A 26,437-nucleotide genomic window follows, 5' to 3' on the forward strand; every position below is an offset into this window, starting at 1 on the left:
GGATTTATGTTAAAAAGAAATAAAAAAAATGGATTTACCTTAATAGAATTAATAATTGTAATTGCCATTATCGCCATGCTTGCGGCTATTGCAATACCAAAATATAAACAGACAAAAAGACAAGCAGCAATTACTGCTCATAATGCCAATGTATCTATGTTAAAAACTGCTGCGAGTGTAAAATTAAATGAATTAAATTCAAATGATCCAGCTGTAACTTGGACAGGTAATAAAAATAATGAAAAAGATGATTCACTTAAATATGTAGAAAAATGGCCTGAAGTTCCAAAAGGTGTAGATGAATTAAAAGGAAAATCTTACAAAGTTACAATTGATCCCCAAAATTCAATAATTACAGTAGATCCAGATGAAAAAGCATTGAAATGATTTTAGTATTATATTTTTTCTTAGGTTCAATATTTGGATCATTTGCACACTTGTTGTGTGAAAGAAGCCTTAGGGGTGAAAATATTGCATTTCCTCCAAGTCATTGTACAAATTGTCAGAGAAAAATTTTAAAAAGAGACCTTATACCGATTATTTCTTATATAAATTTAAAAGGAAGTTGCAGGTTTTGTCATGAAAAGATCCCACCTTCATATATTTTTTATGAAATAATAGGGGGTCTTTTATTTATATTTGCAATGAAAGATAGGAATCTCATTGAAGGAATGTTTATATTTTTATCCTTATTAATTTCATTTGTTATAGCAATGATAGACCTTAAAACTATGAATATTTACATGATTTATATTTATATACTTGGCTTTATAGGTCTTATCTATAGGATTATATTTCTAAAAATAGAAATAGAATTTATAAAGATAATAGCAATTTTTACCTTAATCTATATATTCATTTACTACATATCAAGAAAAAATATAGGAGATGGGGATTATTTTTTCTATTTGGCCTTATTTTTGTTTTTAAAAAATGAAAAAATCATATATTTAATTTTAGGATCAATTTGGATTGGAGGAGCTTTCGCTATTATTTTTGCCATTAAAAATAGGTCAACAAAAATTAAAATTCCATTTTGCATTTATATTTTCTTAGCTTATATTATAGCTTTATTTTGAGGTGATTATGAAAAAGAGAGCCTTTACCTTAATTGAATTAATAATAAGTCTTGCTATAATTTCTTTGATTTCTAGCATAATTTTATTAAAATCAGGCGTAATTCCAAAACTTCAAGAAAGAAAAGAGATAGAAAATTTACAGGCTGATATAAATTATTGCAGAGAAAAATCCCTAGTTACAGGTTTTTCTTATGAAATAGAAATTTCAAAAGATTCTTATCATATAAGAAGAGAAGACGATGATAAATTTGTTAAAGGAGTTTATTTTAAACATGTAAGAGCAAATGTAGATAATATTTTTGTATTTAGACCTACAGGAAGTGTAAAGGGAGCAAGTAAAATATATTTTACTTCTAAAAATAATGAATATTCAATAATTGTAGCACCAATAGCCGGAAGGATTAGAAATGAATAAAAACAAAGGATTTACCCTAATTGAAACAATAATAGGTCTTTTTTTAATAAGTTTAATTGCTATTTTCCTACTTCCATCACTTTTTTCAATTTATAAAAATTCTGTAAAAATAAAAAACAATTCAAAAATTCTTTTTGATATGCAAGAAGTTTTAGAAAAATCTAAAAAAAGAGAAATTGGAGATTATAAAGATACTGAAGATGGATTTGAAATACATACAAAAATTGAGTCTTATAATGAAAATTTAAAATATATAGAAGTTAAATCTAGTAATTATGTCTTAGATGTGGTGGTAAAAAAATGAAAAAAAGAGGATTCACTTTAATAGAATTACTTTGTGCCCTTGCAATTTCATCTCTTCTAGTTCTTTTGATAAACAATATAGTGAAGACAAATTTTCTAATAAGTAAAGAAACCTATAATGAAGAAATTGATTATAAAAATTCTACAAATTGTATTTTATATATAGAAAATGTAATCAGAAAGGCAGACGAAATCATAGATTATAAAAATGAAAATGATTTTAAAGTTTTGATAAAAGATGGGAAAAATAAATCTACTTATAGGTTTGAGCAAATAGGAAAGAATTTATACGTCTACATAAATAATATAAATTCTATAAGTGAAAAAGAGACAAAAATCCCCATTGGATATTGCAAAAGTTCAAATATTTCTTATGATAAAGCTGAGGATTCATTTTATATAAATGTAGATTTTTATGAAAACGAAGGAAATTCAAAATATAAAACCTATATTAGGAGGCTTGAATGAAAAAAAGAGGATTTTTATCGATTTATGTTTTAATAATACTAACTCTTTTGTCTATAAGCCTCTCTTTTATTTATGAACAAGGCAAAAATAATAATGATTTAAACAAAAACCTATATGATAGAAAAAAGGCCATTTATTATTTAGAATCTGTTTATAATGTAGTTTTTAATGATGAGAACGGGTTAATTCAAAGATCTGAGGAAATAAACAAAATAGATGATGATTTAGCACATGATTATTATTTTGATTTTTTTGAAAGGGAAGAATCTGTAAAAATTATAAAAATTGGTGATAATTCATTTTCTATGAATAAAATAAAAATAATAGGAGATTCAAAAGCTAAGCTTGATATCTCATTTGATTTAAAAGAAAGATATAATCTAAAAAATGAATCAAAAATAATTTTTAAAAATGATTTTGAAGATTTTTTTGAAAATTTAAAATTTAAAGAAAAAAGATTAGAAGAATATAAAAATTTTGAAATAGATAAAGATTATGACAATATTTTTATAAAGACTTATGAAAATTTAATTATAAAAAAATCTGAAGACAAAAATTATTCTAATGATATTTCAAACAAAGAAAAGTCAAGCAATTTTTCAAAATATGAGGAAAATTTTTCAAATAAAACTAAGACAGCAAGAAGAATTAGTGGTATAGTAGTAATTGGAAAAGATTTGATTTTAGAAAATGACTTGGTTTTGGATGGCCTACTTATTATAAGAGGTGACATTATTTCGAAAAATGATAGCAAGCTTACAATAAATGGGCAAATGATATCAAAAAATGATTATGATAAAAAAGTGAAATATTTTTACAAAAAAGAAAGGTCATTTGATTATATTAATGATATAGAAAATCCAAAATATATTGAAATTAAATCGAAAAAAGTATTTTAATGGAGGAATAAATGAAAATATTAGTTATCAACTGTGGATCTTCATCTTTAAAATATCAATTATTTGATATGGACAATGAAGAAGTTTTAGTAAAGGGTCTTGTAGAAAGAATAGGAATTGACGGATCAAGACTTAAACAAGAAAAAGGCGACGACGAATATATAATTGAAGAGGATATGAAAGACCATACTGAAGCAGTTAAACATGTATTTGAAGCAATAACTGACAAAGAAAATGGAGTTATTTCAGATCTTTCAGAAATTGATGCAGTTGGCCACAGATTTGTTCACGGTGGAGAAAAAATAACAAAATCAGTTGTAATAGATGAAGAAGTTAAAAAAGCAGTTAAGGAATATTCAAAATTCGCACCATTACACAACCCAGCAAACATGATGGGACTTGAAGCTTGTGAAAAACTTCTACCAAATGTAAAAAACGTAGCAGTTTTCGATACAGCTTTCCATCAATCAATGCCAAAAGAAACTTTCCTTTATGGAATAGATTATAAATATTACGAAGAACAAGCTATAAGAAAATATGGATTCCACGGAACAAGCCATGATTTCATTACACAAAAAACTGCAAAAGTTTTAGAAAAAGATCAAAATGAATTAAATATGATTTCATGCCATTTAGGAAATGGATCATCAATTTGTGCAATTAAAGAAGGAAAATCATTTGATACAACAATGGGACTTACACCACTTGAAGGACTTGTAATGGGAACAAGGAGTGGAGACTTAGATCCAACAGTTGTTACATTCTTGATGAATGAATATGGTTACGATACAAAAAAAATGGACAATGTATTAAATAAAGAATCAGGAGTTTTTGGAGTTTCTGGAGTATCATCAGACTTTAGAGATCTTGAAAATGCTGCTAACGATGGAAATGAAAGAGCAGATATTGCTCTTAAAATGTTTGCAAATAGAGCCAAAAGATATATAGCAGGATACATGGCAGAAATCGGAAAAGCTGATGCAATTGTATTTACTGGTGGAATCGGAGAAAATTCTGCAACAATGAGAGCTGATATAATGAAAGGCTTCGAGCAATTTGGAATTAAATTAGATCCTGAAAAAAATAATGTTCGTGGTGGTTGTCATTTGATTTCAACTGATGATTCAAAAGTAAAAGTTTTTGTAATTGCAACAAACGAAGAATTAATGATTGCAAGAGACACTAAAAAACTAGTATAGCTTGACAATTTTAACATTTACTTATATAATGTTTAAGATTGCTAAAACTCATAACTAGGAGGTGTTAGAATGGCAGTACCTAAGAGAAGAACATCAAAAACAAGAAAAAATAAAAGAAGAGCTTCAGCTTACAGATTAAATAAATCAAATTATGTAGAGTGTCCAAATTGTCATGAACCAATGTTACCACATAGAGTTTGTCCAAGCTGTGGTTATCATAAAGGCAAAGAAGTTCTTGAGTTAAATTAAGATAGTGGTAACACTATCTTTTTTTTAATATCCAAAATAAGGGGAAATTATGAAGATAATAATAGATACTTATGGAGCAGATGATGGAATAAAAGTCCCAATAGAAGGGACAATTGAAGCTTTAAAAGAAAAAGATTTTCTTCCAGTTTTTTCTGGAGATAAAGAAAAAATTGAAAAAATTATCGATGGAAGAATAAAATCTTACGAAATAATTGATGGCAAAGAAAAAATTGAAAATAATGAAGATCCAGTAAAGGCTATAAGAAGAAAAAAAGATTCAAGTCTAGTAAAAGCTTTTAATAAGCTTAATGAAGATGGCTATGATGGTTTAGTTTCATCAGGATCTACAGGGGCAATTCTTGCAAGTGGACTTTTTATTTCTGGAAGAATTAAAGGAATAAAGAGAGCATGTATTGCAACAAGCCTTCCAACATATGAAAATCAAACTTTATTATTAGATACAGGCGCAAACATGGATTGTAAGGCAGAATTTTTAAAAGAGTTTGCAATTATGGGAAGTGTCTTTGCAAAAAATGTACTTCATATAGAAAATCCTACAGTTTCACTTTTAAATGTTGGAACTGAAGAGCACAAGGGAAATAAATTAGCAAAAGAAACTTACCAACTATTAAAAGAATCTTCAATAAATTTTGTGGGAAATATTGAAGCTAGAGATTTATTTACTGGAAAAACTAATATAATAATAGCAGATGGCTTTGATGGAAATATTGCTATAAAAACTGCAGAAGGTGTAATTAGTCTTTTTAGTAAGGAAATTAAAGATTCCATATACAAATCTTTTTCCACAAAAATAGGTGGAGCTTTATTAAAAAAATCTTTGAAAAATAATCTATCAAAATATAATTCAGATACAATTGGCGGAGCACCACTTTTGGGAGTAAATCAATATGTATATAAGGCACATGGAAATTCAAACTCCAAGGCCTTTAGCTCAGCAATTTTAGGCTTAATAGATTATATAAATACAAATACAATAGAAAAAATAAAAGGAGAATTAGAATGATTAGAGATGAGTTAATTGAATTAGTAAAAGAAAATTTAGATATCAATGTTGATGAGATTGATTTTGAAAAAGAAATTTCAGAATATGATATAGATTCAATAGATATGCTTGATTTTATTATGGCAATTGAAGACAAATATGATATTGAATTTTCTGATGATGAATTAGATGAAATTGAAAAATTTTCTGATGTTGTATCTTTAATAGAAAGCAAAAACTAATGAATTTATCTAAAGAAAGATTAGAAGAAATTCAAAAATTAGAAGAAAGTATTGGCTACAGTTTTAAAAATAAAAACTTATTAGATGTAGCCCTTACTCATTCTTCTTATATAAATGAAAGCAAGGACAAAAAAAGAACATCAAACGAAAGATTGGAATTTTTGGGAGATAGTATTTTAGATTTAGTAGTTAGCGAAGAGCTTTATAAAAATCATAAAACTTATCCAGAAGGAAAACTTACAAAAATAAGATCAAGAATAGTTTGTACTTCATCATTTTCAAAGGCTAGCGAAAAATTTAATCTATCATCATATTTATTATTTGGAAAAGGTGAGATTAGCCATAATGGAAGAGAGAAAAAATCTGTAAAAGCTGATACTTTTGAAGCTTTTTGTGCAGCAATTTATCTTGATGCAGGTTATGATTTTCTAAAAGATTTTTTGATGAAAAATTATTACGAAACTGTAAAAAATCTTCTTGAAAATGACCTACTTTTTATTGATTATAAGACAAAATTACAAGAATATTTTAATAAAACAAATAGAACAATATTAAAATATAAACTTTTAAAAGAAGAAGGTCCAGAGCATAATAAAACATTTTATATGGAAGTTTTTGCCAAAAATAAAAAACTAAGCACAGGCAAAGGAAAAAATAAAAAAGATGCGGAACAAATGGCAGCAAAAATTGCCTATAAGAAGTTAACAAATGAGTAAAAAAGAATATATAATACCTATCTTTATACCGTTTTTAGGTTGTCCTCATGATTGTGCTTTTTGCAACCAAGTGAAGATTACAAACTATAAAGATACTATTAATAAAGAAAATACAATAAAACAAATTAATCAATACTTGTCTTATTTTCCAAAAAATGGTAATCCTAAAGAAATCGCGTTTTTTGGTGGATCATTTACAGGTCTTGATACAAAAGTAATGATTTCTTATCTTGAAATAGCTTTGTCCTATAAAAAGAAGGGAATTATTGATAGAATCAGATTATCTACAAGACCTGATTATATAAATAATTCTATTCTTGATAAATTAAAAGAATATGAGGTTGATGTAATTGAGCTTGGTATCCAATCTTTAGATGATAAAGTTCTAGAGGCTAATGAAAGAGGGCATAGCAAAAAAGATTCGCTTATTGCTAGTAAATTAATTAAAGACTATGGTTTTAAATTAGGTCATCAAATTATGCCTGGTCTCTACAAAGATTCTTTCGAAAAATCAATCCAAACAGGGCTTGAGTCAATAAAAATGAAACCTGACATGGTAAGAATTTACCCAACTTTGGTGATAAAAGATACAAAGCTTGAGAAATTATATAAAAATAATTTATATAAGCCGCTTACATTGGATGAGGCAATAGATTTATCTTCTAAGCTTTATATGACTTATACCTACAAAAATATTCCAGTAATTAGGATTGGACTACAACCAACTGAAAATATTAACGATAAAGAAGATGTTGTTGCAGGTCCTTTTCATCCTTCAATTAGGCAATTAGTAGAATCAAATATTCACAAAACTTATATAGAAGATTTGATAAAAAAACATGATTTAAAAGAAAAGATAAAAATTCATGTTCCAAATAGGCTTATTTCAATAATTTCTGGAAACAAAAAGGCAAACAAAAAATATTTTTATGAAAATTATGGACTTATTATAAATTTTCAAAGTGATGAAGAAAAATTTATAGAATATGATAATAAAAAAATATCTTACGATATTTATGAATTTATCAAAAATTTTGTAGAAAAAACATACGGTGGTGATTTATATTAGGTTAGAAAGTGTTGAACTCAAAGGATTTAAGTCCTTTGCAAATAAAACAAAAATAAAATTTGATAATCAAATAACTGCTGTAGTTGGTCCGAATGGGTCTGGTAAGTCAAATATTGCTGATGCTATAAAGTGGGTTTTGGGAGAGCAATCTGTAAAATCTTTGAGAGGTAAAAAGATGGATGACGTTATCTTTCAAGGCGCCGACGATAAAAAACCTATGAATATGGCAGAGGTAAATCTTTCATTTGACAATAAGGATAGGTCCTTATCTAGTGATTATGACCTTGTAAAAATTTCTAGAAGAATTTTTAGAAACGGTGACAACGAATATAGGTTAAATGGAAAAAGAGTAAGACTAAAAGATATAAAAGAATTATTTTTGGATACAGGTATTGGTAAAGAAGGATATTCAGTAATAGGCCAAGGAAGAATTGATGAAATTTTAAATTCTTCAAACCAAGAGCGTAGAAATATTTTTGAAGAAGCAAGTGGAATTGCAACTCATAAATATAGAAGAGAAGAATCTCAGAAAAAATTAAATAAAGTTGATGAAGATTTAGAAATAATTCAAAGAGAGTGGGAATATAAGAATAAAGATAAAAATAGGCTGGAAATTGAAGCGAAAAATTTTGATAAGTATCAGCAAATTGAAAATTCATTAGATGAAAAAGCCTATTTATATTATTTTAATAAATCAAAATCCTTAAATGAAAAAAATAAGGATTTATTAGAAAAAATTAAAGTTTTAAAATCAAGTCAAGAAGAGAAAACAAGAGAATTTGACAAGGTTAATGAATCTTTGCTCCTATAGCTGAAAATATAAGAGAACTTGAAAAAGAATATGATAATCTTGGCGAAAATATAATAAAAAATGAAAAAAATATTGATAAAAATATTAATAAAATTAATTTAGACAAACAAAAGCTCCTTTACAACCAAAAGGATTTAGAAAGAAACGAGAAAGATTTTAAAACTTATGATGAAAAGATAAAAACCTATGAACTTTCTCTAAAAGATCAAAAAATAGGCTTGATCAAACAAAAAAGATAATTAAAAATTTAGAAGAAAAAAATATAGAGCTTGAAAATAATAAAGAAGATAAAAATAATTTATTAAAAGATATAGAAAAAGAAATTGAAAATCTTCAAAATGAAGATAAGAAATTAAATAAGATTATCTATGATTATGATATTGACCAAAAAACAAGAATGGTTCTTGAAAAACATAGGTCTGAAAATAACAGGATAATAAATGAAAAAATTTTAAGTTTAAAAGATGAACTTTCAAACTTAAATGAAGATTTATCAAAAATTCAAGATGAAAAAAATAAATTAAAAACAATTATTGATGAAAAAAACCAAACCTTATCTGAAACAAAAAATGAAATTGATAATTTGATAAGTCAAAAAGAAAAATTGGAAAAATCTATTAGTCAAAACAATATTTCATGCAAGGAAGAAATTTCAAACTATAAAATCCAAAAATCATTAATGGAAAGAAATGATGGATATTTTTATTCTGTTTCTGATTTTTTGAAAAAAACAAAAAATACTGAAATTGAAAATTTATATATAGACACCCTTGCAAATCTTATTACTGTAAAATCAGGATATGAAGAAATAATAGAAAATCTTATTGGTCAAGGACTCCAAAATATTGTAACTTGGTCAAAAAAAGATACCAGGGAAATTATTAATTTTGTAAATAAAAACAAACTTGGAAGAATAACTTTTCTTCCTTTGGATTCAATAAGGCAAAATAAAAAGCCAGTAGTTAATGAAAAAGAAGTTATAGCTATGGCTTATGATTTGGTAAGTTTTGATCCAAAACTTGAAAATATAATAAATCACTTTCTTTCTAACACAATTGTTGTAAAAAACATTGATGATGCAGTTTCTTTGTCTAATAAAATTAGAGGATATAGGATTATTTCTTTAAATCTTGATTTAATAAATACTTGGGGCTCAATGGTCGCAGGAGTTAATAAATCAAGAAAATCAAATATTAATATATTAAATAGAAATAAAAAAGTAAATGAAATAAAAATAAGAATCAATAAGCTTAGAAATGAAAGAAATGACTTATTAGATTCTTATAATAATTTAAATGAAAGCTTAAAAGATAAAAAGATACAAAAAGAAAGTGAAGAAGATACTTTAAATAAAACAAAAGAAAAATTATTGGATTCAAGTAAGGTTTATGATAGGAAAAATTACCAAAAACAAAGTCTTATTCAAAGAATTGATGAATTAAATCAATCATTAAAAGAATCCAAAGAAGAAGAAAGTTTTAATGATATAGAAAAGATAAAGATAAAATTTTCAAATGTTAGAAATGAGAAAAATATTCTAACTAATAAGGCTGATGAAAATAAGAATTTAGTAAATGAAATTTCAAATGAAATATTTAAAAATAAAAACAATATTGAAATAAATAGAAGAGATTTAAATATTTTGGAAAATAGAATCGGTGAAGATAAAAACAGCCTTTTAAATTTAAAGGAAAATATTAAATTTAACCAAAAGATGAAAAAATCTCTTGATAATAGTATAGAGAATTTAGGAAAAGAGATAAGTCTTTGTGAAAAAAATCTAGAAGATTTAAAAAATCAATTTAAAATTGATGAAGACAAAAAAATAGAAATTTCACAATTAATTGAGGAAAAGAAGAAATCTAACCATGAACTTTTGTCAAAATCCAAAAACATTGAAAATGACCTAAATGAATATTCTATGAAAATAGTTAAGTTTAATTATAAGCTTGAAGCTATGAGTAAGGATTTGAAAAATTTGGAAGATGAAATAAGACCCTTTATTTCAAAACCTTTAGATAAACTTAAAGAAAATAACTATGAAGATTTAGACCAAAATATTAAAAAAGAAGACTTATTTTCTTTGCAAAAAAAATTAAGTCAGGTAGGATTTTTTGATGAAAATTCCAAAGAAAATTTTGAAAAAGTTTTTAAAGAATTTGAATTTTTAGATAAGCAAAAAATTGACCTTGAAGAGGCAAAAAAAGATATTGAAAAAATGATAAAAAAACTTGAAGATGAAATGAAAGATGAATTTATCAAAAATTTCAATATAATTGATAGTAAATTCCAAAGAATATTCAAGGAATTATTTATGGGAGGAAAAGCAAAGTTAAGTTTAGATTCTAATGATTTATTAGATGCCGGAATAGAAATTTCAGCTTGCCCTCCTGGAAAAAGCACAAAAAATTTAAGCCTACTTTCTGGTGGAGAAAAATCATTAACAGCGGTGGCTTTGCTCTTTGCAATATTTGAAACAAATCCTGCTCCATTTTCATTATTGGATGAAATTGATGCAGCCATGGATGAATCAAACATAAAAAGGTATATAGATTATTTAAAATCTTTGTCGGATAAAACTCAATTTATAATGATAACTCACAGGCAAACAACCATGCAATTGGCTGAAAAAATTCATGGTGTTACTATTGGAGATGGTGGAATATCAAAAATCTATTCGATAGATTTTGAAGAAAATAATTAGAAGGAGAAATAATGGCAATTAGAAATATAAGACAAGTTGGAGATCCAATTTTAAGAAAAACTTCAAAAGAAGTAAAAGAAGTAAATGATAGAATCAAAATTTTATTAGATGATATGGCAGAGACTATGTATAAGGCTGATGGAGTTGGCCTTGCAGCACCACAAGTGGGACTTTTAAAAAGAGTTATAGTTGTAGATATTAGAGACGAAGATGGTCTAATAAAACTTGTAAATCCTGAAATTATTGAAAAAGATGGAGAACAAATTGGAGTTGAGGGGTGCCTTTCAGTTCCAAATTTTAATGCAAATGTTAAAAGACCAGCTCATGTTGTTGTAAAATATTTGGATGAAAATGGAGATGAAAAAGAAATTGAGGCAGAAGGTTTAAAGGCTGTTGCTCTTTGTCATGAAATTGATCATCTAAATGGAGTATTGTTTATAGATAATTACGAAGAGGAAGTTAAATTTGACTAAAAAAATAAATATATGTTTTATGGGAAGTCCAAAGTTTTCATTAGAAACTTTGGATATTCTTAATAAAAATGAAAATATAAACTTAAGTTTAGTTGTTAGTGGAAAAGATAAGAAAAGAAATAGAAATAAATTTAGACCAACTGTCGTAAAACAATATGCAATAGATAATAATATAGAAGTCCTTACTCCAGATAGTGTAAATACAGATGAATTTTTGTCTATTCTAAGAGAAAAAAATATAGATTTTATTGTTGTTGTAGCTTTTGGTCAATTGATAAAAGAAAATTTACTTAAAGCTTATGAAAATAAAATAATAAACCTTCATCCTTCATCATTGCCAAAATATAGGGGACCTAGTCCTGTTCAATATACTTTATTAAATGGAGATAAAAAAACTCACGCATCAGCAATGTTGATTGAAAAAGGTATGGATTCTGGAGATATTTTAAGCCAAAAAGAAATAGAAATAAATGAGGATGATGATTTTACATCTTTGAGTGAAAAATTATCAAATCTTGGCGGTCAAACCATTCTTGAATCTATTTTAAATTATGAAGATTTGATGGAAAAAAGAGTTAAACAAGATGATAATAAAGCTACTTTTACAAAAAAAATCACAAAAGAGATGGGAAAAATTGATTTTAATCAAACAAAAGAAGAAATCATAAATAAAATTAGAGCTTTTGTAGAATTTCCTAAGGCTTATTTTTCCTATAAAGATCAAAATGTTAAAATTTTAAAGGCAAGCCCAGTAGAAATTGAAAATCCAAAAATATCCTTTGTCTATAAGGCAAACAAGAATGATAAAATTATTATTGGATGTAAAAACGGTGGTATAAGAATAGAAAAAATCCAATTTCCAGGTAAAAAAGCTATGGACACCAAATCATTTTTACTTGGTAATGATTTTGAAGAGGGAATTTATTTAGATTAAGATGGAAGATTTTAAATTAATACTAGATGGACTCTACAAAATTTTATATAAAAACGAAAAATCTACAGATATTATTAATGAAATTAGTAAAAATGTTGAGGATATTTCTTATATAACAAAAAATATTTATGGAGTTTTGGAAAATAAGCTTTATCTTGAATATATTTTGAAAAAATTATCAAAAATAAAATTAAATAAATTAGATAAAAATGTAAAAATTATTTTATTGATAGGTCTTTATAATATACATTTTTTAGATAGGAAAAATTATGCTATTTTAAATGAGTTAGTAAACCTAACAAAAAAAGTATCTTTTAGGTCAAAATCTTTTGTAAATGCAATTTTAAGATCATTTATTAGAGATGAAGAAAATTTAGCAAAAATAAATATTAAAAATGATGATGAATACAGGTCGATAAAATATTCCATGCCTTTGTGGATAATAAAATATTTGAACGACTCTTATGGAAAGGCTTATACAGACAAATTTTTAAAATCCTTGAATAAAGAAAGAAATTTATCTATTAGAATCAACAAGACAAAAACTGATAAGGAAAATTTGAAAAAACTTTTAAAAGATTGTGGATATATTTTAGAAGATTCTAAGATTTCTGATTCAAGTTTAATAATCAAAAACCCAAAAGGTTTGGCAAAGACAGAGGAATTTGAAAATGGACTTTTCACAATCCAATCAGAAGGATCTATCAAAGTTTGTGAGATTTTAAATCCTGGGAAAAATTCAAATATTTTGGATATGTGCGCTGCTCCAGGAACAAAAACTTCGTTTTTGGCAGAGCTTTGTGAAAATTCATCAAAAATTATTGCAAATGATATATCTTTTAATAAGCTTTCAAAAATAAATGAAAATATTGATAGACTTGGTTTAAAAAATATTGAAATTACAAATTTTGATGCAAGTATTTTAAAAGAAGAATATAAGGAAAAATTTGACTATATTTTGTGTGATTTGCCATGTTCAGGTCTTGGTGTTATAGATAGAAAACCTGAGATAAGATATAATAGGACTATGGAAGATGTGAAAAATCTTTCAAAACTACAAAAAAATATTTTGGATAGGGCATTTTTATATTTAAAGCCAGGTGGAAGGTTAGTATTTTCAACATGTACTATTGGAAATATTGAAAATAAAGATAATTTCACCTATCTTTCCAAGAAAAAAAGACTTAAAAATATTAAAATAAATGAGAAGGAATATATTGAGTATAACAGTTTTGATGATGAAACTGATGGATTTTTCATTACAAAATTTGAGAAGATATAATTATGAAAGAAACAATAAATGATAAAACAATTGAAGAATTAGAAAAAATATTTTTAGATTTAGGTTTTCAAAAATTTAGGGCCAAGCAAGTTTTTAGGCAAATTCATGTAAATAAAATTAATGATTTTTCTAAAATGACAGATTTGTCAAAGGATATGAGAGAAAAATTAAATCAGTTATTTTCTTTTCCAAAAATTAAAATTTTAAAAGAATTTAAATCCAAAGTAGATAAAACAAAAAAATATCTTTTAGAGCTTGATGATGGAAATATTATTGAAGCTGTTTTTATGGAATATGATAATAGAAATACTATTTGTATTTCATCTCAAGTTGGGTGCAAAATGGGATGTAAATTTTGTGCATCAACTAAAAATGGCCTTGAAAGATCCTTAACTTCTGCTGAGATAATTGAAGAAATATATCTTTTGGAAAGAGAAAATTCTGATATTAGTAATATTGTTGTGATGGGAATTGGAGAGCCTTTAGATAATTTTTCAAATATTGAAAGATTTATTAAAATAATTACAGATTCTAAGGGAAGAAATTTATCTCATAGAGCAATAACTATTTCAACTGTAGGTTTAGTTGATAAAATTTATGAGCTTGCAGATTTAGGCTACGATATAAATTTGGCTGTTTCTCTACATTATGCTTTTGATAAAAAAAGAATAATTTATATGCCAAGCGCAAAAAAATATAAGATTAATGAGATTGTAAAAGCATGTGACTATTATTTGGGAAAAACCAAAAGAAGAGTTTCATATGAATATGTTGTAATAGATGGGGTAAATAATTTAGAAGAGGATGTTGACCAATTAGTTAAACTTTTTAAAGGTAAAAACATTCATATAAATTTGATTCCTTTAAATCCGATTGAAGAATTTAAACATTCAAAAACTAAGGCAAATATTATTGAAAAATTTCAAAAAAAATTAACAAATAATGGATTGAATGCAACAAGTAGAAGGTCAATGGGATCTGATATTGATGCATCATGTGGTCAATTAAGAAATAACTATGCGAGGTAGAAATGAAATTTAGTACTATTTCAAATATCGGCAAGGTAAGAAGCGAAAATCAGGACTATTATGGAAATTTAGAATTAGATAAGTATAGCTTTTTTATTGTAGCCGATGGTATGGGTGGATATAATGGCGGCGAACTTGCCTCAAAGCTTGCAGCAAAATATTATCTTGAATATATTGATAATTCAAAAATAGAAGATTATTCTTCTATTATTGATTTGCAAGAAGAAGCTTTGCAAAGTGCAAATGATAAAATTTATTCTTTATCAAAATCATACGAAGAATATGCTAATATGGGCACAACTGCAGTTTGTGTTTGTATAGATTATAATAAAAAATCTTACCATATAACTCACATTGGTGATTCTCGTGCTTACATATATTCAGAAAATAAATTACAACGTATAACAAGAGATCACTCTTTGGTAAATGATCTTTTAGATTCAGGTTCACTTACAGAAGATGAGGCAGAAAATTTTGCTAATAAATCAACAATTACAAGAGCTGTTGGTGTTAAAAGTAAAATAAAACCAGAATCTAGGTCATTAGATATGAAAGAAAGAGATATTTTGTTGATTGTTACTGATGGACTTACAAACGAGGTAAGTGATGTAGAAATTGAAGCTATAATTGCAAATAATTCTACAGCTGATAAAATTTCTTCAAGCCTAGTTGATTTGGCTATAAGAAATGGTGGGCATGACAATATTACAGTAACTACAATTTTGATTTGAGGTAAATATGGACAATATTATTTTAGGTAATAGATATAAATTAAAAGATCTAATTGGAGTAGGAGGAATGGCCAAAGTTTATAAGGCCACCGATAGATTACTTCAAAGAGATGTTGCTATAAAAATTTTAAAAGATCAATATGCAGAAGATGATGAATTTGTAAAGAAATTTTCAAATGAGGCTATGTCTGCTGCAAGACTTACTCATGTAAATATAGTAAGTGTTTATGATATAGGCGAAGATTTAATTGAAGGCAAAAAAATTCATTACATTGTAATGGAATATGTCGATGGTGAAACTTTAAAAGATAAAATTGATAGGGAAAAAATTTTATCAAACCACGATATAGTTGATTATTCAATTCAAATCGCCCAAGCTTTAAATCAAGCTCATTCATCAAATATTATTCACAGGGATATTAAGCCTCAAAATATTTTGATGGATAAGTATGGACTTTTAAAAGTTACAGATTTTGGTATAGCAAGAGTTTCTACTAATGCTACTATAACTTATACTTCATCAATTTTGGGAACTGTTCATTATATTTCACCAGAACAAGCCAAGGGAAAATTTGTTGATGAAAAATCAGATTTATATTCTCTTGGAGTTGTAATGTATGAAATGGCTACAGGCAAAGTTCCGTTTGATGCAGATAATTCTGTAGGAATTGCAGTAATGCATATTCAAGATGAGCCAGAAAGTCCTATTAAATTAAATGAAAATTTATCACCAAGACTAAATGATATTATAATGAAACTTCTTCAAAAAGATCCCCAAGAAAGATTTAAAAATGCTAATGAATTAATTAGGGCTTTGGAAGATGATTCCTATAATATTGGATATTTTAATAAAGATGACACAGCTAAAATTCAAAAAGTTGATGATGAAATAGAAGAAACAACTTTTATACCTGTAGTTGAAGAAAAAAAGAAAAATCCAAAAAAAGAAAAACCAGTTGAACAAGAAGCGGTTTATGTTACACCGACTGATGATTCAGATAAAAATACAAAGAAAAAAAAGAAAAAAAGAAAAATTTGGCCTTTCGCTTTATTATTTATAGCAGTACTTGCTGGATCGTTTTACTTTTTCAAATCCAACGATTCAAACATGGTTCAAGTTCCTACTGTTTTGAATTTATCAGAAGATGAAGCTGTAAAAATATTAGAAGAAAAACATTTAAAAGCAAATGTTTCTCGCTACGCCCAAAGCAATAACTATGAAGATGGCAAGGTAATGGAGCAAGATCCAAGTCCAAAGACAAAAGTCAAAAAAAATTCAACAGTTAATTTAGTAATAAGTCAAGGAAGAGAAGTCAAAGTTCCAGATCTTTCAGGAATGACTTTAGAGCAAGCAGAAGAAAAATTAAAAGAACTAGATTTAGCTTTAGGAAAAACTAATACTGAATACAGCGACAGCGTAGCAAAAGATAAAATTATTGATCAAGATCCTAGAGAAAAAGAAAAAGTTCAAGCTGGAAGCGAAGTTGATGTAACTGTAAGTTTGGGCAAAGAAGAACCAGAAACTAAAAATGTAACTATACCTAATTTTGTAGGACGTTACGAAGAAGATGCAATAAGCACTGCAAGAGAAAATAATTTAGTTGTAAATAAAATTGATTATGAATATTCAGATGATTATGAAAAAGGAATTGTTATAAGTCAATCTATTCCTAAAGGAACGCAAGTAGCCGAACAAACAAGTATTGATTTTGTTGTTTCGAATGGTAAAGATCCAAATAAAGAGGATAGTGAAGATGATGGCAAAGAAAATAGACCTAAACAAGTCAATGTTAAATTTTCTGTAAAAGGACCAAGTGATAAGAATTCATTTAATGTAAAAGTTTATAAATTAGACGATAATAACCAAAAAACAGATCTTTTATATAATGAAAATCACACAAAAGATGAATTGGATGCAAGTGGAAATTTAAATCTAGATTTTAAATCTGTAGTTGGAACAAGGGTAAATATTTTAATAGATGATAAGTCACAAGGAGTATTTGAAGTAAATAGATGATAGGCAAAATAATAAAATCACAAAAAGAAATATATTATGTATTAAGTGAAAATCATACTTTTATGTGCAAGGCTAGGGGAGTTTTTAGAAAAAAAAATATAAAACCCCTAGTAGGGGATAATGTAGAATTTGATGAAACAGAAAATTCTAAAGGTTATATTACAAAAATTTTAGATAGAAAAAATGAAATTAAAAGACCAAATATAGCAAACATTGATCAGATTTTATATTTTATAACTATAAAAAATCCTAGCTTAAATCTTTTTAATATTGATAAATACCTAGCTATGTGTGAACACATTAATATTGATGTCGTGATAATTGTTTCAAAAAAAGACTTAGCCAGTCAAAAAGATTTAGAATTTATAAAAATGTATGAAAAAATCGGCTATAAGTTGATTTTTATTGATAATTATAAGGATTTTCCAGAAAGTGAAATATTAAAAATTCTTGAAGGTAAAACTTCAGCTGTTTCAGGTTCATCAGGAGTCGGAAAATCTACATTTTTATCAAATCTTGTTGAGCATGATATAGAAATTGGATCTATTTCAGAAAAATCTAAAAGAGGAAAAAATACAACTAGGCACATAGAAATATTTAATCTTGGAAAAAGTACAAACATTTTTGATACACCAGGTTTTGATAGTTTTGATATTGATTTTATTGATGATGAAAAAGATTTAAAATATTGCTTTAAGGAATTTGATAATAATTCATGTAAATTTAATAATTGTAATCATATAAATGAACCAAAGTGTAAGGTCAAAGATGACCTTACAAAGGGGATTATTGAAAAAACAAGGTATGAAAATTATTTGCAACTATTTGAAGAAATAAAAAAAAGGAGACAAACATGGTAGAAATTTCACCATCACTTTTATCAGCAAATTTTGCTAATTTACAAAAGGATTTGGACGAATTGAAAAAATCTAAAATAAAATATATTCATCTTGATATTATGGATGGGAAATTTGTTCCAAATATTTCTTTTGGTTTTCCTATAATTAAAAAAATTAGAAAAGATAATGATTTTATCTTTGATACTCACTTGATGATTGATGAGCCAATTAGGTATATTGATGAATTTAAAGAAAGTGGATCTGATATAATTACGGTTCACTATGAAGCTTGTAAAAATTTGGATGAAACTATTGAAAAAATTAAAGAAAGTGGCTTAAAAGTTGGCCTTAGTTTTAAACCTAAAACTGACATTAATAAAATTATTCCATATCTTGAAAAAATTGATTTGTGCCTTGTTATGAGTGTTGAACCGGGTTTTGGTGGTCAATCTTTTATGGAAGATTCTCTTGAAAAAATTAAAACTATTAGAAAATATATAGACGAGAACAATTTATCTTGTCTTATTGAAGTTGATGGTGGAATCAAAGATTATAATTTGAAAAAAGTTATTGATGCAGGTTGTGATCTTGTTGTGAGTGGATCTGATATTTTTTCAAATAAAGAAAATTCAATTTTTGACCAAGTTAAAAAATATAAAAAAATAATAAATGAATAAAAAATAAAAAATCTCTTTTGAAATTATTATTTTATAATTTCAAAAGAGATTTTTTTAATGAAAAAATAGTGCTATTAGCACTATAAAATTCTTCTTAAGCTTTTTCTACTTTACCGCTTTTTATACATTTAGTACAAACGTTAATTGTTTTTACGCTTCCATTAACTTTAGCTCTTAATTTATGAACGTTTGGTTTAAAGTTTCTATTAAGTCTTCTATGTGAGAAAGTAACTTTGTTACCAAATTTTGTACCTTTTCCACAGATATCACATTCTCTTGCCATACTTTACACCTCCAATGTCTTAGAAATATCTTAGTTATTATATCAAATTTATTTTAAATTTACAAATATAATCGCTACTAGCTATTATATAGAAAAACAGACAAAAAATCAAATAAGAGTATAATAAAAATAGATTTTGAGTAAATAAGTTAGACAAGGAGGCTTTATGAATTATAGAGCATTGTATGAAAATAAAGATTTTGGAATTATTAAATTTGATGAAAAATTAAAAAATTATACAAATTTTGGCATTGGTGGATGTGCTGATGTTTTGATTGAGGTAGAAGAAGAATATCAACTTATAAATCTTTTGAAATTTAATAAAGAAAATGGTATTGAGAGCACAATTCTTGGAAATGGGACAAATATTTTGGTAACAGACAAGGGAATTAGGGGTTGTGTTATAATAATTTCTAAAAATTACGATAGAATTTCTATTAATGGGAATTTAATTAAGGTTAGTGCAGGATCCTTATTGTCATCTGCTAGTAAATTTTCCTTTAAAAACTCTTTAACAGGAATGGAAGAAGTTTCTGGAATTCCTGGAAGCGTTGGTGGAGCTGTAGCTATGAATGCTGGAGCTTATGGAACTGAGATGAAAGATATTATTAAAAGTGTTAGGCTAATTTCAAAAGACGGTGAGATTATTGAATATGATAATAAGGATATGGATTTTTCTTATAGGCATTCTAGGGTTTTTGATGAGGATCTGATTGTATCTGAGGCTATTTTTGATTTGAAAAAAGATGATCAAGAAAAAATTTATGAAAGATTTGATGATTTTACTAATAGAAGAGTAAGTAAGCAACCACTTGAAAAAAAATCTGCTGGGTCTACTTTTAAAAGACCTGTTGGTTCTTTCGCATCAAAATTAATTGATGAGTGTGGTCTTAGGGGATATAGGAGAGGCGATTGCCAAGTTAGTGAAAAACATTGTGGATTTTTAATTAATAATGGCAATGCAAGCTATGAGGAAATGATTAATTTTATTGAAGAAGTAGCAAGCATAGTTTTTGAAAAAACTGGTTTTAAACTTGAAAGGGAAGTTAAGATAATAGGAGAAAAATAATGAAGGTAAAGATAATAACAGGCCTTAGTGGATCTGGTAAAACTACAGCTTTAAGAATATTTGAAGATCTTGATTATTATGCTATGGATAATGTTCCTTCAACACTTTTAGAAAGTTTTATAAAATTAAATAAGGACCAAGATAAACCGATTGAAAAGCTTGCTTGTGTTGTGGATTTTAGGTCTATGGAAGTTGATAAAAACTTGGTTAAAAATCTAGAAAATCTCAAAAAAATTAACCAAGATACAAAAATAATTTACTTAACAAGTCAAGATGAGACAATAATAAAAAGATATAATGAATTAAGACGTCCTCATCCCTTGGGATCTTTTGGAGATGTAAAAGATGGTCTTATTAAAGAAAAAAGAGAATTAAAAAAAATCAAGGAAATGGCAGATGTTATAATTGACACAAGCTCTTATAATAACAAGGATTTGAAAAAAGTTCTCTTAAATATTTCAGAAAATAAGGAAAATTTCATTATAAATTTGTTTTCTTTTGGTTATAAAAATGGTCTAAGTCTTGATGTTGATGTAGTTTTTGATTTGAGATTTTTGCCTAATCCTTTTTATATAAAAGAATTAAAACACTTAAATGGAACAGATCCAAAACTTCAAGAATACCTTGATAATTTTGAAATAGCTAGAGATTTTCAAAATTTAATTTACCATAATCTTTTAAAACTAATTCCTTATTTTATTAAAGAAGGCAAAAATTCTATATCAATTGGTTTTGGTTGTACTGGGGGCCAACACAGGTCAGTTTATATGTGCGAAAAAATTTATGAAAGATTAAAGGAAAGTGACTATATAGTAGTAAGAAAGCACAGGGACAGGGAAAAATGGAAAAAATAAAATATTTAAAAATTTTACCCTTTGAAAATATTAAAAATGCTAGGAACTTGGGAGGATATCCAACTCTTGATGGTAAAATCACTTCTTGGGATTTTTTTATAAGAAGTGCAAACCTTGATGATTCTACTGAAAATGATCTGAAATTATTGGATGATTTAAATGTATCCACAATAATTGACTTGAGGCGAGATGATGAACTTATTTATCATAGGGAAAAAATTAAAATTTTAAGAGATAGATTTTCATATTATCAAATTTCTCTTTCCCCAAGACCTTTGAGATATGAAGAAATTCAAAGATTGATTGAGAAAAAAGATACTATTGGCAAGTCTTACATTTCTATAATTGATAATTTCCCTGCTATTAAAAAAGTTTTTGAAACTATGGCTGATGCTAAAGGTACAGTTCTTTTCCATTGCCAAGAAGGAAAGGATAGGACTGGGATAATTTCTATGATTTTACTTGGTCTTGCAGGATCTTTTAGGACAGATATTATGGCTGATTATGAAATTTCATCGGCAAATCTGGGTTATGTTGATAGGTATGATCAAAATGAATCTGAAGCAATTTTTAGGATAACCAGTCCTTACAATATTAAAGAAGCTATGGAATATATAGAAAAAAAATATAAAACTTTTGAACAATATTTGCAATGTGCTGGAGTCGATGAGAAAACAATTGAGAAATTAAAAGAAAAAATGATTGAATAGAGAGTGATTTGATGTCTTTTTCAAAAAGATGTAAAAAAGAAATATTAAAAAAAGAGCCTGATTATAAAGAGCTAGATATGGAATTATTAGCCTACCTATATTTTCAAGGCTCTATTAGGATAGTAAAAAATTCCTACCAAATTTTATTTAAGGCAAGCGAAAATATAGAGGCTAGGTATATTTATAAGATTATTAGGGAAAAATATAAATATTCTCCAGCCATGGAAATTCAAAATAAGAGAAAATTTTCAAAAGATAGGTCTTTTGTAGTTTTGGTTGAAGATGCCGGAGTTTCAGATAAAATTTTAAAACTTGCAGATAATTTTAATCTTTATGAAACGGATAAATTTTATGAGAATTTAAAAAGTAGAGAGCAAAAAAAGATTATTTTAAAGTTAGCCTTTTTGCTAAAAGGTTCTATAAATGACCCATATAGGGGTTATAATCTTGAAATAAATCTTCAAGAAAAAGAAGAAGCTCTTTTGATTGGGAAAATTATGGAAGATTTTTCCATAAATCCAAAATTAAATTTAAGAAATGACTTATATTGTGTTTATATAAAAGATTCGGATAAAATTTCAGATTTTTTGGCAATTATTGGAGCGACCAAGTCTCTTTTTGACCTTGAAAACGTAAGGGCAATGAAATCAATTAGAAATGATATAAATAGGCAAACAAATTTTGACAAGGCGAATATAGATAGGACAGTTAAGGCTTCTTTGAGGCAAGTTGATGCAATAAATAAATTAAAAGAGAAAAATATACTTGATAACTTACCAGAAGACTTACAAAAAATTGCAGAAATTAGGCTCGCCTATCCATATATTTCCCTAGAAGAATTGGGGAAAATGATAGTACCAGCTCTTTCAAAAGCAAAGGTAAATTATAGACTTCAAAAACTTATAAAACTTGCAGAAAGTGAGGAAGAATGACAAGTAATTTTACCCACCTTCACCTGCATACAGAATATTCCCTTTTGGATGGATTTACGAAAATCGATAAATTAATGGGGAAATTAAAAGAATTGGGCATGAATTCTTGTGCCATTACAGATCATGGGAATATGTATGGGGTTATAGAATTTTATAATAAATGTGTTAAAAATGGAATAAAACCAATTATAGGTTGTGAAATTTATCTTGCAGAAAATGACCATAAAATAAAAACTCCCCAAAATAAAAGGTATTACCATTTAATTCTTTTGGCAAAAAATAATAATGGTTACAAAAACCTTGTGAAAATTGTTTCGAAGGCCTACATAGAAGGATATTATTATAAGCCAAGAATAGATTTTGAAACATTAAAAAAATATAAGGATGATATAATTGCTCTTTCAGCCTGCTTAAATGGAGAAATTAGCCAAAGAATTTTGGAAAATGAAAATGAAAAAGCTTATGAAGCAGCCAAAAAATATTTAGATGTTTTTGGCAAAGAAAATTTTTATTTAGAAGTTCAAAATCACGGACTAAAAGAGCAAAAAAAAGTAAATCAAGCCTTATTACAAATTCACAAGGATTTGGATATAGAGCTTGTTTGCACAAATGATGTTCATTATGTAGAAAAAAATGATGCCTTTTACCAAGATGTTTTATCATGTATCCAAACTGGTTCTTTGCTTGAAGATGAAAATAGGATGAAAATGCCAGGGGATGAGTTTTACCTTAAAGATCCTCAAACTATGGAAGAAATTTTTAAAGAATTTCCAAGAGCTTACGAAAATACCAAAAAAATTGCAGATATGTGTAATGTGAAATTAGAATTTCATAAGCCACACCTACCATATTTTACAAAAGTTCCAAAAAACATGACTAATTTAGAATATTTAAAACAATTAGTTAATGAAGGTCTTATAAAAAAATATAAAAATCTTGATGAAAAAATTAAAAAAAGAGCTGAAAAAGAAATCTCTGTAATAAATAATATGGGCTATGTTGATTATTTTTTAATTGTTTGGGATTTTGTAAGATATGCAAAAGATCACGACATTGCAGTAGGACCGGGAAGAGGCTCTGCTGCAGGATCTATAATTTCTTATGCTCTAGATATTACACAAATTGATCCAATAAAATATAATTTACTTTTTGAAAGATTTTTAAACCCAGAAAGAGTCTCAATGCCAGATATTGATATAGATTTTTGCTATGAAAACAGGGATAAGGTTGTTGAGTATGTTTATGATTTGTACGGCAAAGATCATGTTTCACAAATTGTAACTTTTGGTAGGATGAAAGCGAGAAATGCCATAAGAGATGTGGGAAGAGTTATGGATATTTCTTTTAAAAAAGTAGATAAAATCGCCAAACTAATCCCTCAAGCAATTGGAATGACAATTGATAAGGCACTAGAATCAACAGAAAAATTAGCCTACGAATACCAAAATGATGTAGAAACAAAAAGAATGATTGATACGGCAAGAAATATAGAAAATATGCCAAGACATACATCAATCCATGCAGCAGGAGTTGTTATAAGTAAGGAAATTTTAACCGACATTGTACCTCTTGCTCTTTCAAATGACCAAATAGTAACCCAATTTAATATGATAGAAATTGAAGAGTTGGGTCTTTTGAAAATGGATTTTTTGGGTCTTAGAAACCTTACAGTAATCCAAGATACCATAAGAGATGTAAAAAATAATAAGAATATTGAAATAAATTTGGAAGAAATTGATGAAAATGATCCAAAAGTAATAAGTCAATTTACCAAGGCTGAAACAGTTGGGATTTTTCAATTTGAATCTGCGGGTATGAGAAATTTTCTTAAAAACTTAAAACCTACAAGATTCGATGATTTGGTTGCAGCAAACTCACTTTTTAGACCAGGACCAATGGATCAAATTCCAAATTATATAAAAAATAAAACAAATCCGGAAAATATTACATACATTGATGAGGCCTTAAAACCAATTCTTGAAGTAACATATGGGATAATAGTCTATCAAGAGCAGGTTATGCAAATAGTCCAACAATTAGCAGGATTTTCCCTTGGAGAAGCTGATAATTTAAGACGAGCTATGAGCAAAAAGAAAATGAGTGTAATGGAAGAAAACAGGGAAATATTTGTTCAAGGTAAAAAGGATGAAAAGGGAAATTATGAAGTCTTGGGCTGTGTAAATAATGGGATTTCAGAAAAAAATGCCAACAAAATCTATGATGAAATGATTTCTTTTGCAAAATACGCTTTTAATAAATCCCACTCAGCAGCCTATTCTCTGGTTGCAATCCAAACTGGATTTTTAAAATATTATTTTAAAGAAGAATATATGGCAAATCTTTTGACATCAATTATGGGAGATTCTTCAAAAGTTTACCTTTATATTTCGGAGGCGAAAAGACTAGGAATAGAAATTCTCCCACCAGATATAAATAAATCTGAAAGAAGATTTTTAGCAGAAAAAAATAAAATTATTTTTGGACTTTCTGCTATAAAAAATGTTGGAGATAACTTAATTGATTTGATAGTAAATTTAAGAAAAGAAAAAGAATTTAAAACTTTCAAAGATTTTCTCCAAAGAATTGAAGAAAATAACCCAACAGCTTTAAATAAAAAAGCTTTAGAATCACTAATAAAAGCTGGAGTTTTTGACTCTATGGGCTACAAAAGATCAGAGCTTATTGCAGTTCATGAAACAGCCCTACAGGCAATCCACGACAACGAAAAAGTAAATCTTAAGGGTCAAATGAATTTGCTTGATTTTGAACAAAAAGACGAAGATAGTTTAGATGATATAAAATTTCCTCCAGTAAATGAATACAAAAATAAGCAGAAATTAAAACTTGAAAAAGAAGTTTTGGGTTTTTATATTTCTGATCATCCTCTTAATTCTCTAGGAAGTAATTTGAAAAATCATGTAAATTTTTCTACAGAAATTTTAAGCGAGTTAAGACCAATTGATTTTGATAGGTATGATAATAAAAAAGTTATAATGGCGGGAGTTATTACAAATAAATCTGAAACTATGACCAAAAAAAATACTCTAATGGCTTTTTGTTCATTGGAAGATATGTCAGGATCAATAGAAATGATAATTTTTCCAAATATTTACAAGGATTTTAGAAATATTTTGGAAAATGATACACTTGTTATGGTTAGTGGAAATCTACAGTCTAGTGACGACGAATTGAAATTGATTGTATCAAATATAAAAGAAATTGATGAAAATTCTTTTAAAAATTTATATATAAAAATGGATTATATAAGGTATAATGAAATACGAAAAGATTTATTAGAAAATCATGGTAGCACACCAGTGGTGATTTATTTTTCTGACAAAAAAAAGACAGTCAAACTTGATAAAAGCTTGTGGATTGACCAAAATTCAGATATAATAAATTATCTAAAGTTGAAGCTTGGAAAAGATAATGTTAAATTAAATTAAAGGAG

The 26,437-nt window shown here is 26.9% G+C and carries 28 protein-coding genes; 27 read left to right on the plus strand and 1 reads right to left on the minus strand.

Features of this window, described 5'->3' with window-relative positions; all coding sequences use genetic code 11:
- Positions 1–6 precede the first annotated feature (6 nt).
- The 22 genes from L6653_RS01780 to rpe all read left to right on the plus strand — a co-directional run bounded on the left by L6653_RS01780 (position 7) and on the right by rpe (position 19,138).
- Positions 7–387: a prepilin-type N-terminal cleavage/methylation domain-containing protein gene (locus L6653_RS01780; RefSeq protein ID WP_236785248.1), complete on the plus strand. Its 381-nt coding sequence runs from the start codon at positions 7–9 to the stop codon at positions 385–387.
- Positions 384–1,079, plus strand: coding sequence for a prepilin peptidase (locus L6653_RS01785; RefSeq protein ID WP_236785249.1), 696 nt, complete (start codon positions 384–386; stop codon positions 1,077–1,079). Before L6653_RS01780 ends, L6653_RS01785 begins: the two co-directional genes overlap by 4 nt.
- 7 nt (positions 1,080–1,086) lie before the next feature.
- Positions 1,087–1,494, plus strand: coding sequence for a prepilin-type N-terminal cleavage/methylation domain-containing protein (locus L6653_RS01790; protein ID WP_236785250.1), 408 nt, complete (start codon positions 1,087–1,089; stop codon positions 1,492–1,494).
- Positions 1,487–1,798 carry a competence type IV pilus minor pilin ComGE gene (gene comGE / locus L6653_RS01795; protein WP_236785251.1) on the plus strand — a complete coding sequence of 104 codons (312 nt, stop codon included), beginning with the start codon at positions 1,487–1,489 and terminating at the stop codon, positions 1,796–1,798. The genes L6653_RS01790 and comGE overlap by 8 nt, the downstream gene beginning before the upstream one ends.
- Entirely contained in the window at positions 1,795–2,265 is a 471-nt protein-coding gene (locus L6653_RS01800; protein ID WP_236785252.1) for a prepilin-type N-terminal cleavage/methylation domain-containing protein, read from the plus strand. Before comGE ends, L6653_RS01800 begins: the two co-directional genes overlap by 4 nt.
- On the plus strand, positions 2,262–3,164 hold the full coding sequence (locus tag L6653_RS01805) for a hypothetical protein (RefSeq protein ID WP_236785253.1): 903 nt from the start codon (positions 2,262–2,264) through the stop codon (positions 3,162–3,164). Before L6653_RS01800 ends, L6653_RS01805 begins: the two co-directional genes overlap by 4 nt.
- Before the next feature lie 11 nt (positions 3,165–3,175).
- Positions 3,176–4,363: an acetate/propionate family kinase gene (locus L6653_RS01810; RefSeq protein WP_236785254.1), complete on the plus strand. Its 1,188-nt coding sequence runs from the start codon at positions 3,176–3,178 to the stop codon at positions 4,361–4,363.
- Between the two features lie 69 nt (positions 4,364–4,432).
- Positions 4,433–4,612, plus strand: a complete 180-nt coding sequence (gene rpmF, locus L6653_RS01815) for a 50S ribosomal protein L32 (protein WP_049691186.1) — start codon at positions 4,433–4,435, stop codon at positions 4,610–4,612.
- A gap of 49 nt (positions 4,613–4,661) precedes the next feature.
- Positions 4,662–5,636: a phosphate acyltransferase PlsX gene (gene plsX / locus L6653_RS01820; protein ID WP_236785255.1), complete on the plus strand. Its 975-nt coding sequence runs from the start codon at positions 4,662–4,664 to the stop codon at positions 5,634–5,636.
- Positions 5,633–5,857: an acyl carrier protein gene (locus tag L6653_RS01825; protein WP_236785256.1), complete on the plus strand. Its 225-nt coding sequence runs from the start codon at positions 5,633–5,635 to the stop codon at positions 5,855–5,857. Before plsX ends, L6653_RS01825 begins: the two co-directional genes overlap by 4 nt.
- The gene (gene rnc / locus L6653_RS01830; protein WP_236785257.1) at positions 5,857–6,573 is read left to right on the plus strand and encodes a ribonuclease III; all 717 of its coding nucleotides are present in this window, start codon (positions 5,857–5,859) and stop codon (positions 6,571–6,573) included. Before L6653_RS01825 ends, rnc begins: the two co-directional genes overlap by 1 nt.
- Positions 6,566–7,642 (plus strand): elongator complex protein 3, encoded by a 1,077-nt coding sequence (locus tag L6653_RS01835; RefSeq protein WP_236785258.1) that lies wholly within the window; start codon positions 6,566–6,568, stop codon positions 7,640–7,642. The genes rnc and L6653_RS01835 overlap by 8 nt, the downstream gene beginning before the upstream one ends.
- A complete protein-coding gene (locus tag L6653_RS01840; RefSeq protein WP_236785259.1) occupies positions 7,629–8,453 on the plus strand; it encodes an AAA family ATPase in 825 nt (274 codons plus the stop codon). The genes L6653_RS01835 and L6653_RS01840 overlap by 14 nt, the downstream gene beginning before the upstream one ends.
- 397 nt (positions 8,454–8,850) lie before the next feature.
- Positions 8,851–11,157, plus strand: coding sequence for an SMC hinge domain-related protein (locus tag L6653_RS01845; protein WP_236785260.1), 2,307 nt, complete (start codon positions 8,851–8,853; stop codon positions 11,155–11,157).
- Between the two features lie 11 nt (positions 11,158–11,168).
- A complete protein-coding gene (def, locus tag L6653_RS01850) occupies positions 11,169–11,630 on the plus strand; it encodes a peptide deformylase (RefSeq protein ID WP_236785261.1) in 462 nt (153 codons plus the stop codon).
- 19 nt (positions 11,631–11,649) lie between these two features.
- Entirely contained in the window at positions 11,650–12,564 is a 915-nt protein-coding gene (fmt, locus tag L6653_RS01855; RefSeq protein WP_236785832.1) for a methionyl-tRNA formyltransferase, read from the plus strand.
- Position 12,565: 1 nt separating this feature from the next.
- The gene (rsmB, locus tag L6653_RS01860) at positions 12,566–13,846 is read left to right on the plus strand and encodes a 16S rRNA (cytosine(967)-C(5))-methyltransferase RsmB (RefSeq protein ID WP_236785262.1); all 1,281 of its coding nucleotides are present in this window, start codon (positions 12,566–12,568) and stop codon (positions 13,844–13,846) included.
- Between the two features lie 2 nt (positions 13,847–13,848).
- A complete protein-coding gene (gene rlmN / locus L6653_RS01865; RefSeq protein WP_236785263.1) occupies positions 13,849–14,874 on the plus strand; it encodes a dual-specificity RNA methyltransferase RlmN in 1,026 nt (341 codons plus the stop codon).
- A gap of 2 nt (positions 14,875–14,876) precedes the next feature.
- The gene (locus tag L6653_RS01870) at positions 14,877–15,605 is read left to right on the plus strand and encodes a Stp1/IreP family PP2C-type Ser/Thr phosphatase (RefSeq protein WP_236785264.1); all 729 of its coding nucleotides are present in this window, start codon (positions 14,877–14,879) and stop codon (positions 15,603–15,605) included.
- A gap of 7 nt (positions 15,606–15,612) precedes the next feature.
- A complete protein-coding gene (gene pknB / locus L6653_RS01875) occupies positions 15,613–17,622 on the plus strand; it encodes a Stk1 family PASTA domain-containing Ser/Thr kinase (RefSeq protein WP_236785265.1) in 2,010 nt (669 codons plus the stop codon).
- Positions 17,619–18,482, plus strand: a complete 864-nt coding sequence (gene rsgA / locus L6653_RS01880; protein ID WP_236785266.1) for a ribosome small subunit-dependent GTPase A — start codon at positions 17,619–17,621, stop codon at positions 18,480–18,482. Before pknB ends, rsgA begins: the two co-directional genes overlap by 4 nt.
- Positions 18,476–19,138: a ribulose-phosphate 3-epimerase gene (rpe, locus tag L6653_RS01885; protein WP_236785267.1), complete on the plus strand. Its 663-nt coding sequence runs from the start codon at positions 18,476–18,478 to the stop codon at positions 19,136–19,138. Before rsgA ends, rpe begins: the two co-directional genes overlap by 7 nt.
- Before the next feature lie 94 nt (positions 19,139–19,232).
- Here rpe and rpmB read toward each other — a convergent pair whose 3' ends face one another.
- Positions 19,233–19,421 (minus strand): 50S ribosomal protein L28, encoded by a 189-nt coding sequence (rpmB, locus tag L6653_RS01890; protein WP_004838566.1) that lies wholly within the window; start codon positions 19,419–19,421, stop codon positions 19,233–19,235.
- Between the two features lie 166 nt (positions 19,422–19,587).
- On the opposite strand from rpmB, the gene murB reads away from it, so the two are divergent.
- The 5 genes from murB to L6653_RS01915 are packed head-to-tail and all read left to right on the plus strand — an operon-like array spanning position 19,588 to position 26,432.
- Positions 19,588–20,490, plus strand: a complete 903-nt coding sequence (gene murB / locus L6653_RS01895; RefSeq protein WP_236785268.1) for a UDP-N-acetylmuramate dehydrogenase — start codon at positions 19,588–19,590, stop codon at positions 20,488–20,490.
- Positions 20,490–21,344 (plus strand): RNase adapter RapZ, encoded by an 855-nt coding sequence (gene rapZ, locus L6653_RS01900; RefSeq protein ID WP_236785269.1) that lies wholly within the window; start codon positions 20,490–20,492, stop codon positions 21,342–21,344. The genes murB and rapZ overlap by 1 nt, the downstream gene beginning before the upstream one ends.
- Entirely contained in the window at positions 21,332–22,054 is a 723-nt protein-coding gene (locus L6653_RS01905; RefSeq protein WP_236785270.1) for a tyrosine-protein phosphatase, read from the plus strand. Before rapZ ends, L6653_RS01905 begins: the two co-directional genes overlap by 13 nt.
- An 11-nt stretch (positions 22,055–22,065) precedes the next feature.
- Positions 22,066–22,986, plus strand: a complete 921-nt coding sequence (gene whiA, locus L6653_RS01910) for a DNA-binding protein WhiA (RefSeq protein WP_236785271.1) — start codon at positions 22,066–22,068, stop codon at positions 22,984–22,986.
- Positions 22,983–26,432 (plus strand): DNA polymerase III subunit alpha, encoded by a 3,450-nt coding sequence (locus tag L6653_RS01915; RefSeq protein WP_236785272.1) that lies wholly within the window; start codon positions 22,983–22,985, stop codon positions 26,430–26,432. Before whiA ends, L6653_RS01915 begins: the two co-directional genes overlap by 4 nt.
- Positions 26,433–26,437: the final 5 nt, after the last annotated feature.

The organism is Anaerococcus ihuae (genome assembly GCF_928368155.1).
Classification (GTDB): Bacteria; Bacillota; Clostridia; order Tissierellales; family Peptoniphilaceae; genus Anaerococcus; species Anaerococcus ihuae.

What these genes read in the sequence shown, in the direction of transcription:
- murB (WP_236785268.1), top strand. Translation starts at nt 19,588, where the DNA reads ATGAATTATAGAGCATTGTATGAAAATAAAGATTTTGGAATTATTAAA.
- L6653_RS01810 (WP_236785254.1), top strand. Translation starts at nt 3,176, where the DNA reads ATGAAAATATTAGTTATCAACTGTGGATCTTCATCTTTAAAATATCAA.
- rsgA (WP_236785266.1), top strand. Translation starts at nt 17,619, where the DNA reads ATGATAGGCAAAATAATAAAATCACAAAAAGAAATATATTATGTATTA.
- L6653_RS01805 (WP_236785253.1), top strand. Translation starts at nt 2,262, where the DNA reads ATGAAAAAAAGAGGATTTTTATCGATTTATGTTTTAATAATACTAACT.
- L6653_RS01780 (WP_236785248.1), top strand. Translation starts at nt 7, where the DNA reads ATGTTAAAAAGAAATAAAAAAAATGGATTTACCTTAATAGAATTAATA.
- L6653_RS01800 (WP_236785252.1), top strand. Translation starts at nt 1,795, where the DNA reads ATGAAAAAAAGAGGATTCACTTTAATAGAATTACTTTGTGCCCTTGCA.
- comGE (WP_236785251.1), top strand. Translation starts at nt 1,487, where the DNA reads ATGAATAAAAACAAAGGATTTACCCTAATTGAAACAATAATAGGTCTT.
- pknB (WP_236785265.1), top strand. Translation starts at nt 15,613, where the DNA reads ATGGACAATATTATTTTAGGTAATAGATATAAATTAAAAGATCTAATT.
- rapZ (WP_236785269.1), top strand. Translation starts at nt 20,490, where the DNA reads ATGAAGGTAAAGATAATAACAGGCCTTAGTGGATCTGGTAAAACTACA.
- L6653_RS01845 (WP_236785260.1), top strand. Translation starts at nt 8,851, where the DNA reads ATGGTTCTTGAAAAACATAGGTCTGAAAATAACAGGATAATAAATGAA.
- rlmN (WP_236785263.1), top strand. Translation starts at nt 13,849, where the DNA reads ATGAAAGAAACAATAAATGATAAAACAATTGAAGAATTAGAAAAAATA.
- def (WP_236785261.1), top strand. Translation starts at nt 11,169, where the DNA reads ATGGCAATTAGAAATATAAGACAAGTTGGAGATCCAATTTTAAGAAAA.
- rsmB (WP_236785262.1), top strand. Translation starts at nt 12,566, where the DNA reads ATGGAAGATTTTAAATTAATACTAGATGGACTCTACAAAATTTTATAT.
- rpe (WP_236785267.1), top strand. Translation starts at nt 18,476, where the DNA reads ATGGTAGAAATTTCACCATCACTTTTATCAGCAAATTTTGCTAATTTA.
- L6653_RS01835 (WP_236785258.1), top strand. Translation starts at nt 6,566, where the DNA reads ATGAGTAAAAAAGAATATATAATACCTATCTTTATACCGTTTTTAGGT.
- rpmF (WP_049691186.1), top strand. Translation starts at nt 4,433, where the DNA reads ATGGCAGTACCTAAGAGAAGAACATCAAAAACAAGAAAAAATAAAAGA.
- whiA (WP_236785271.1), top strand. Translation starts at nt 22,066, where the DNA reads ATGTCTTTTTCAAAAAGATGTAAAAAAGAAATATTAAAAAAAGAGCCT.
- L6653_RS01905 (WP_236785270.1), top strand. Translation starts at nt 21,332, where the DNA reads ATGGAAAAAATAAAATATTTAAAAATTTTACCCTTTGAAAATATTAAA.
- plsX (WP_236785255.1), top strand. Translation starts at nt 4,662, where the DNA reads ATGAAGATAATAATAGATACTTATGGAGCAGATGATGGAATAAAAGTC.
- L6653_RS01825 (WP_236785256.1), top strand. Translation starts at nt 5,633, where the DNA reads ATGATTAGAGATGAGTTAATTGAATTAGTAAAAGAAAATTTAGATATC.
- L6653_RS01870 (WP_236785264.1), top strand. Translation starts at nt 14,877, where the DNA reads ATGAAATTTAGTACTATTTCAAATATCGGCAAGGTAAGAAGCGAAAAT.
- L6653_RS01915 (WP_236785272.1), top strand. Translation starts at nt 22,983, where the DNA reads ATGACAAGTAATTTTACCCACCTTCACCTGCATACAGAATATTCCCTT.
- rpmB (WP_004838566.1), bottom strand. Translation starts at nt 19,421, where the DNA reads ATGGCAAGAGAATGTGATATCTGTGGAAAAGGTACAAAATTTGGTAAC.
- fmt (WP_236785832.1), top strand. Translation starts at nt 11,650, where the DNA reads ATGGGAAGTCCAAAGTTTTCATTAGAAACTTTGGATATTCTTAATAAA.
- L6653_RS01790 (WP_236785250.1), top strand. Translation starts at nt 1,087, where the DNA reads ATGAAAAAGAGAGCCTTTACCTTAATTGAATTAATAATAAGTCTTGCT.
- L6653_RS01785 (WP_236785249.1), top strand. Translation starts at nt 384, where the DNA reads ATGATTTTAGTATTATATTTTTTCTTAGGTTCAATATTTGGATCATTT.
- rnc (WP_236785257.1), top strand. Translation starts at nt 5,857, where the DNA reads ATGAATTTATCTAAAGAAAGATTAGAAGAAATTCAAAAATTAGAAGAA.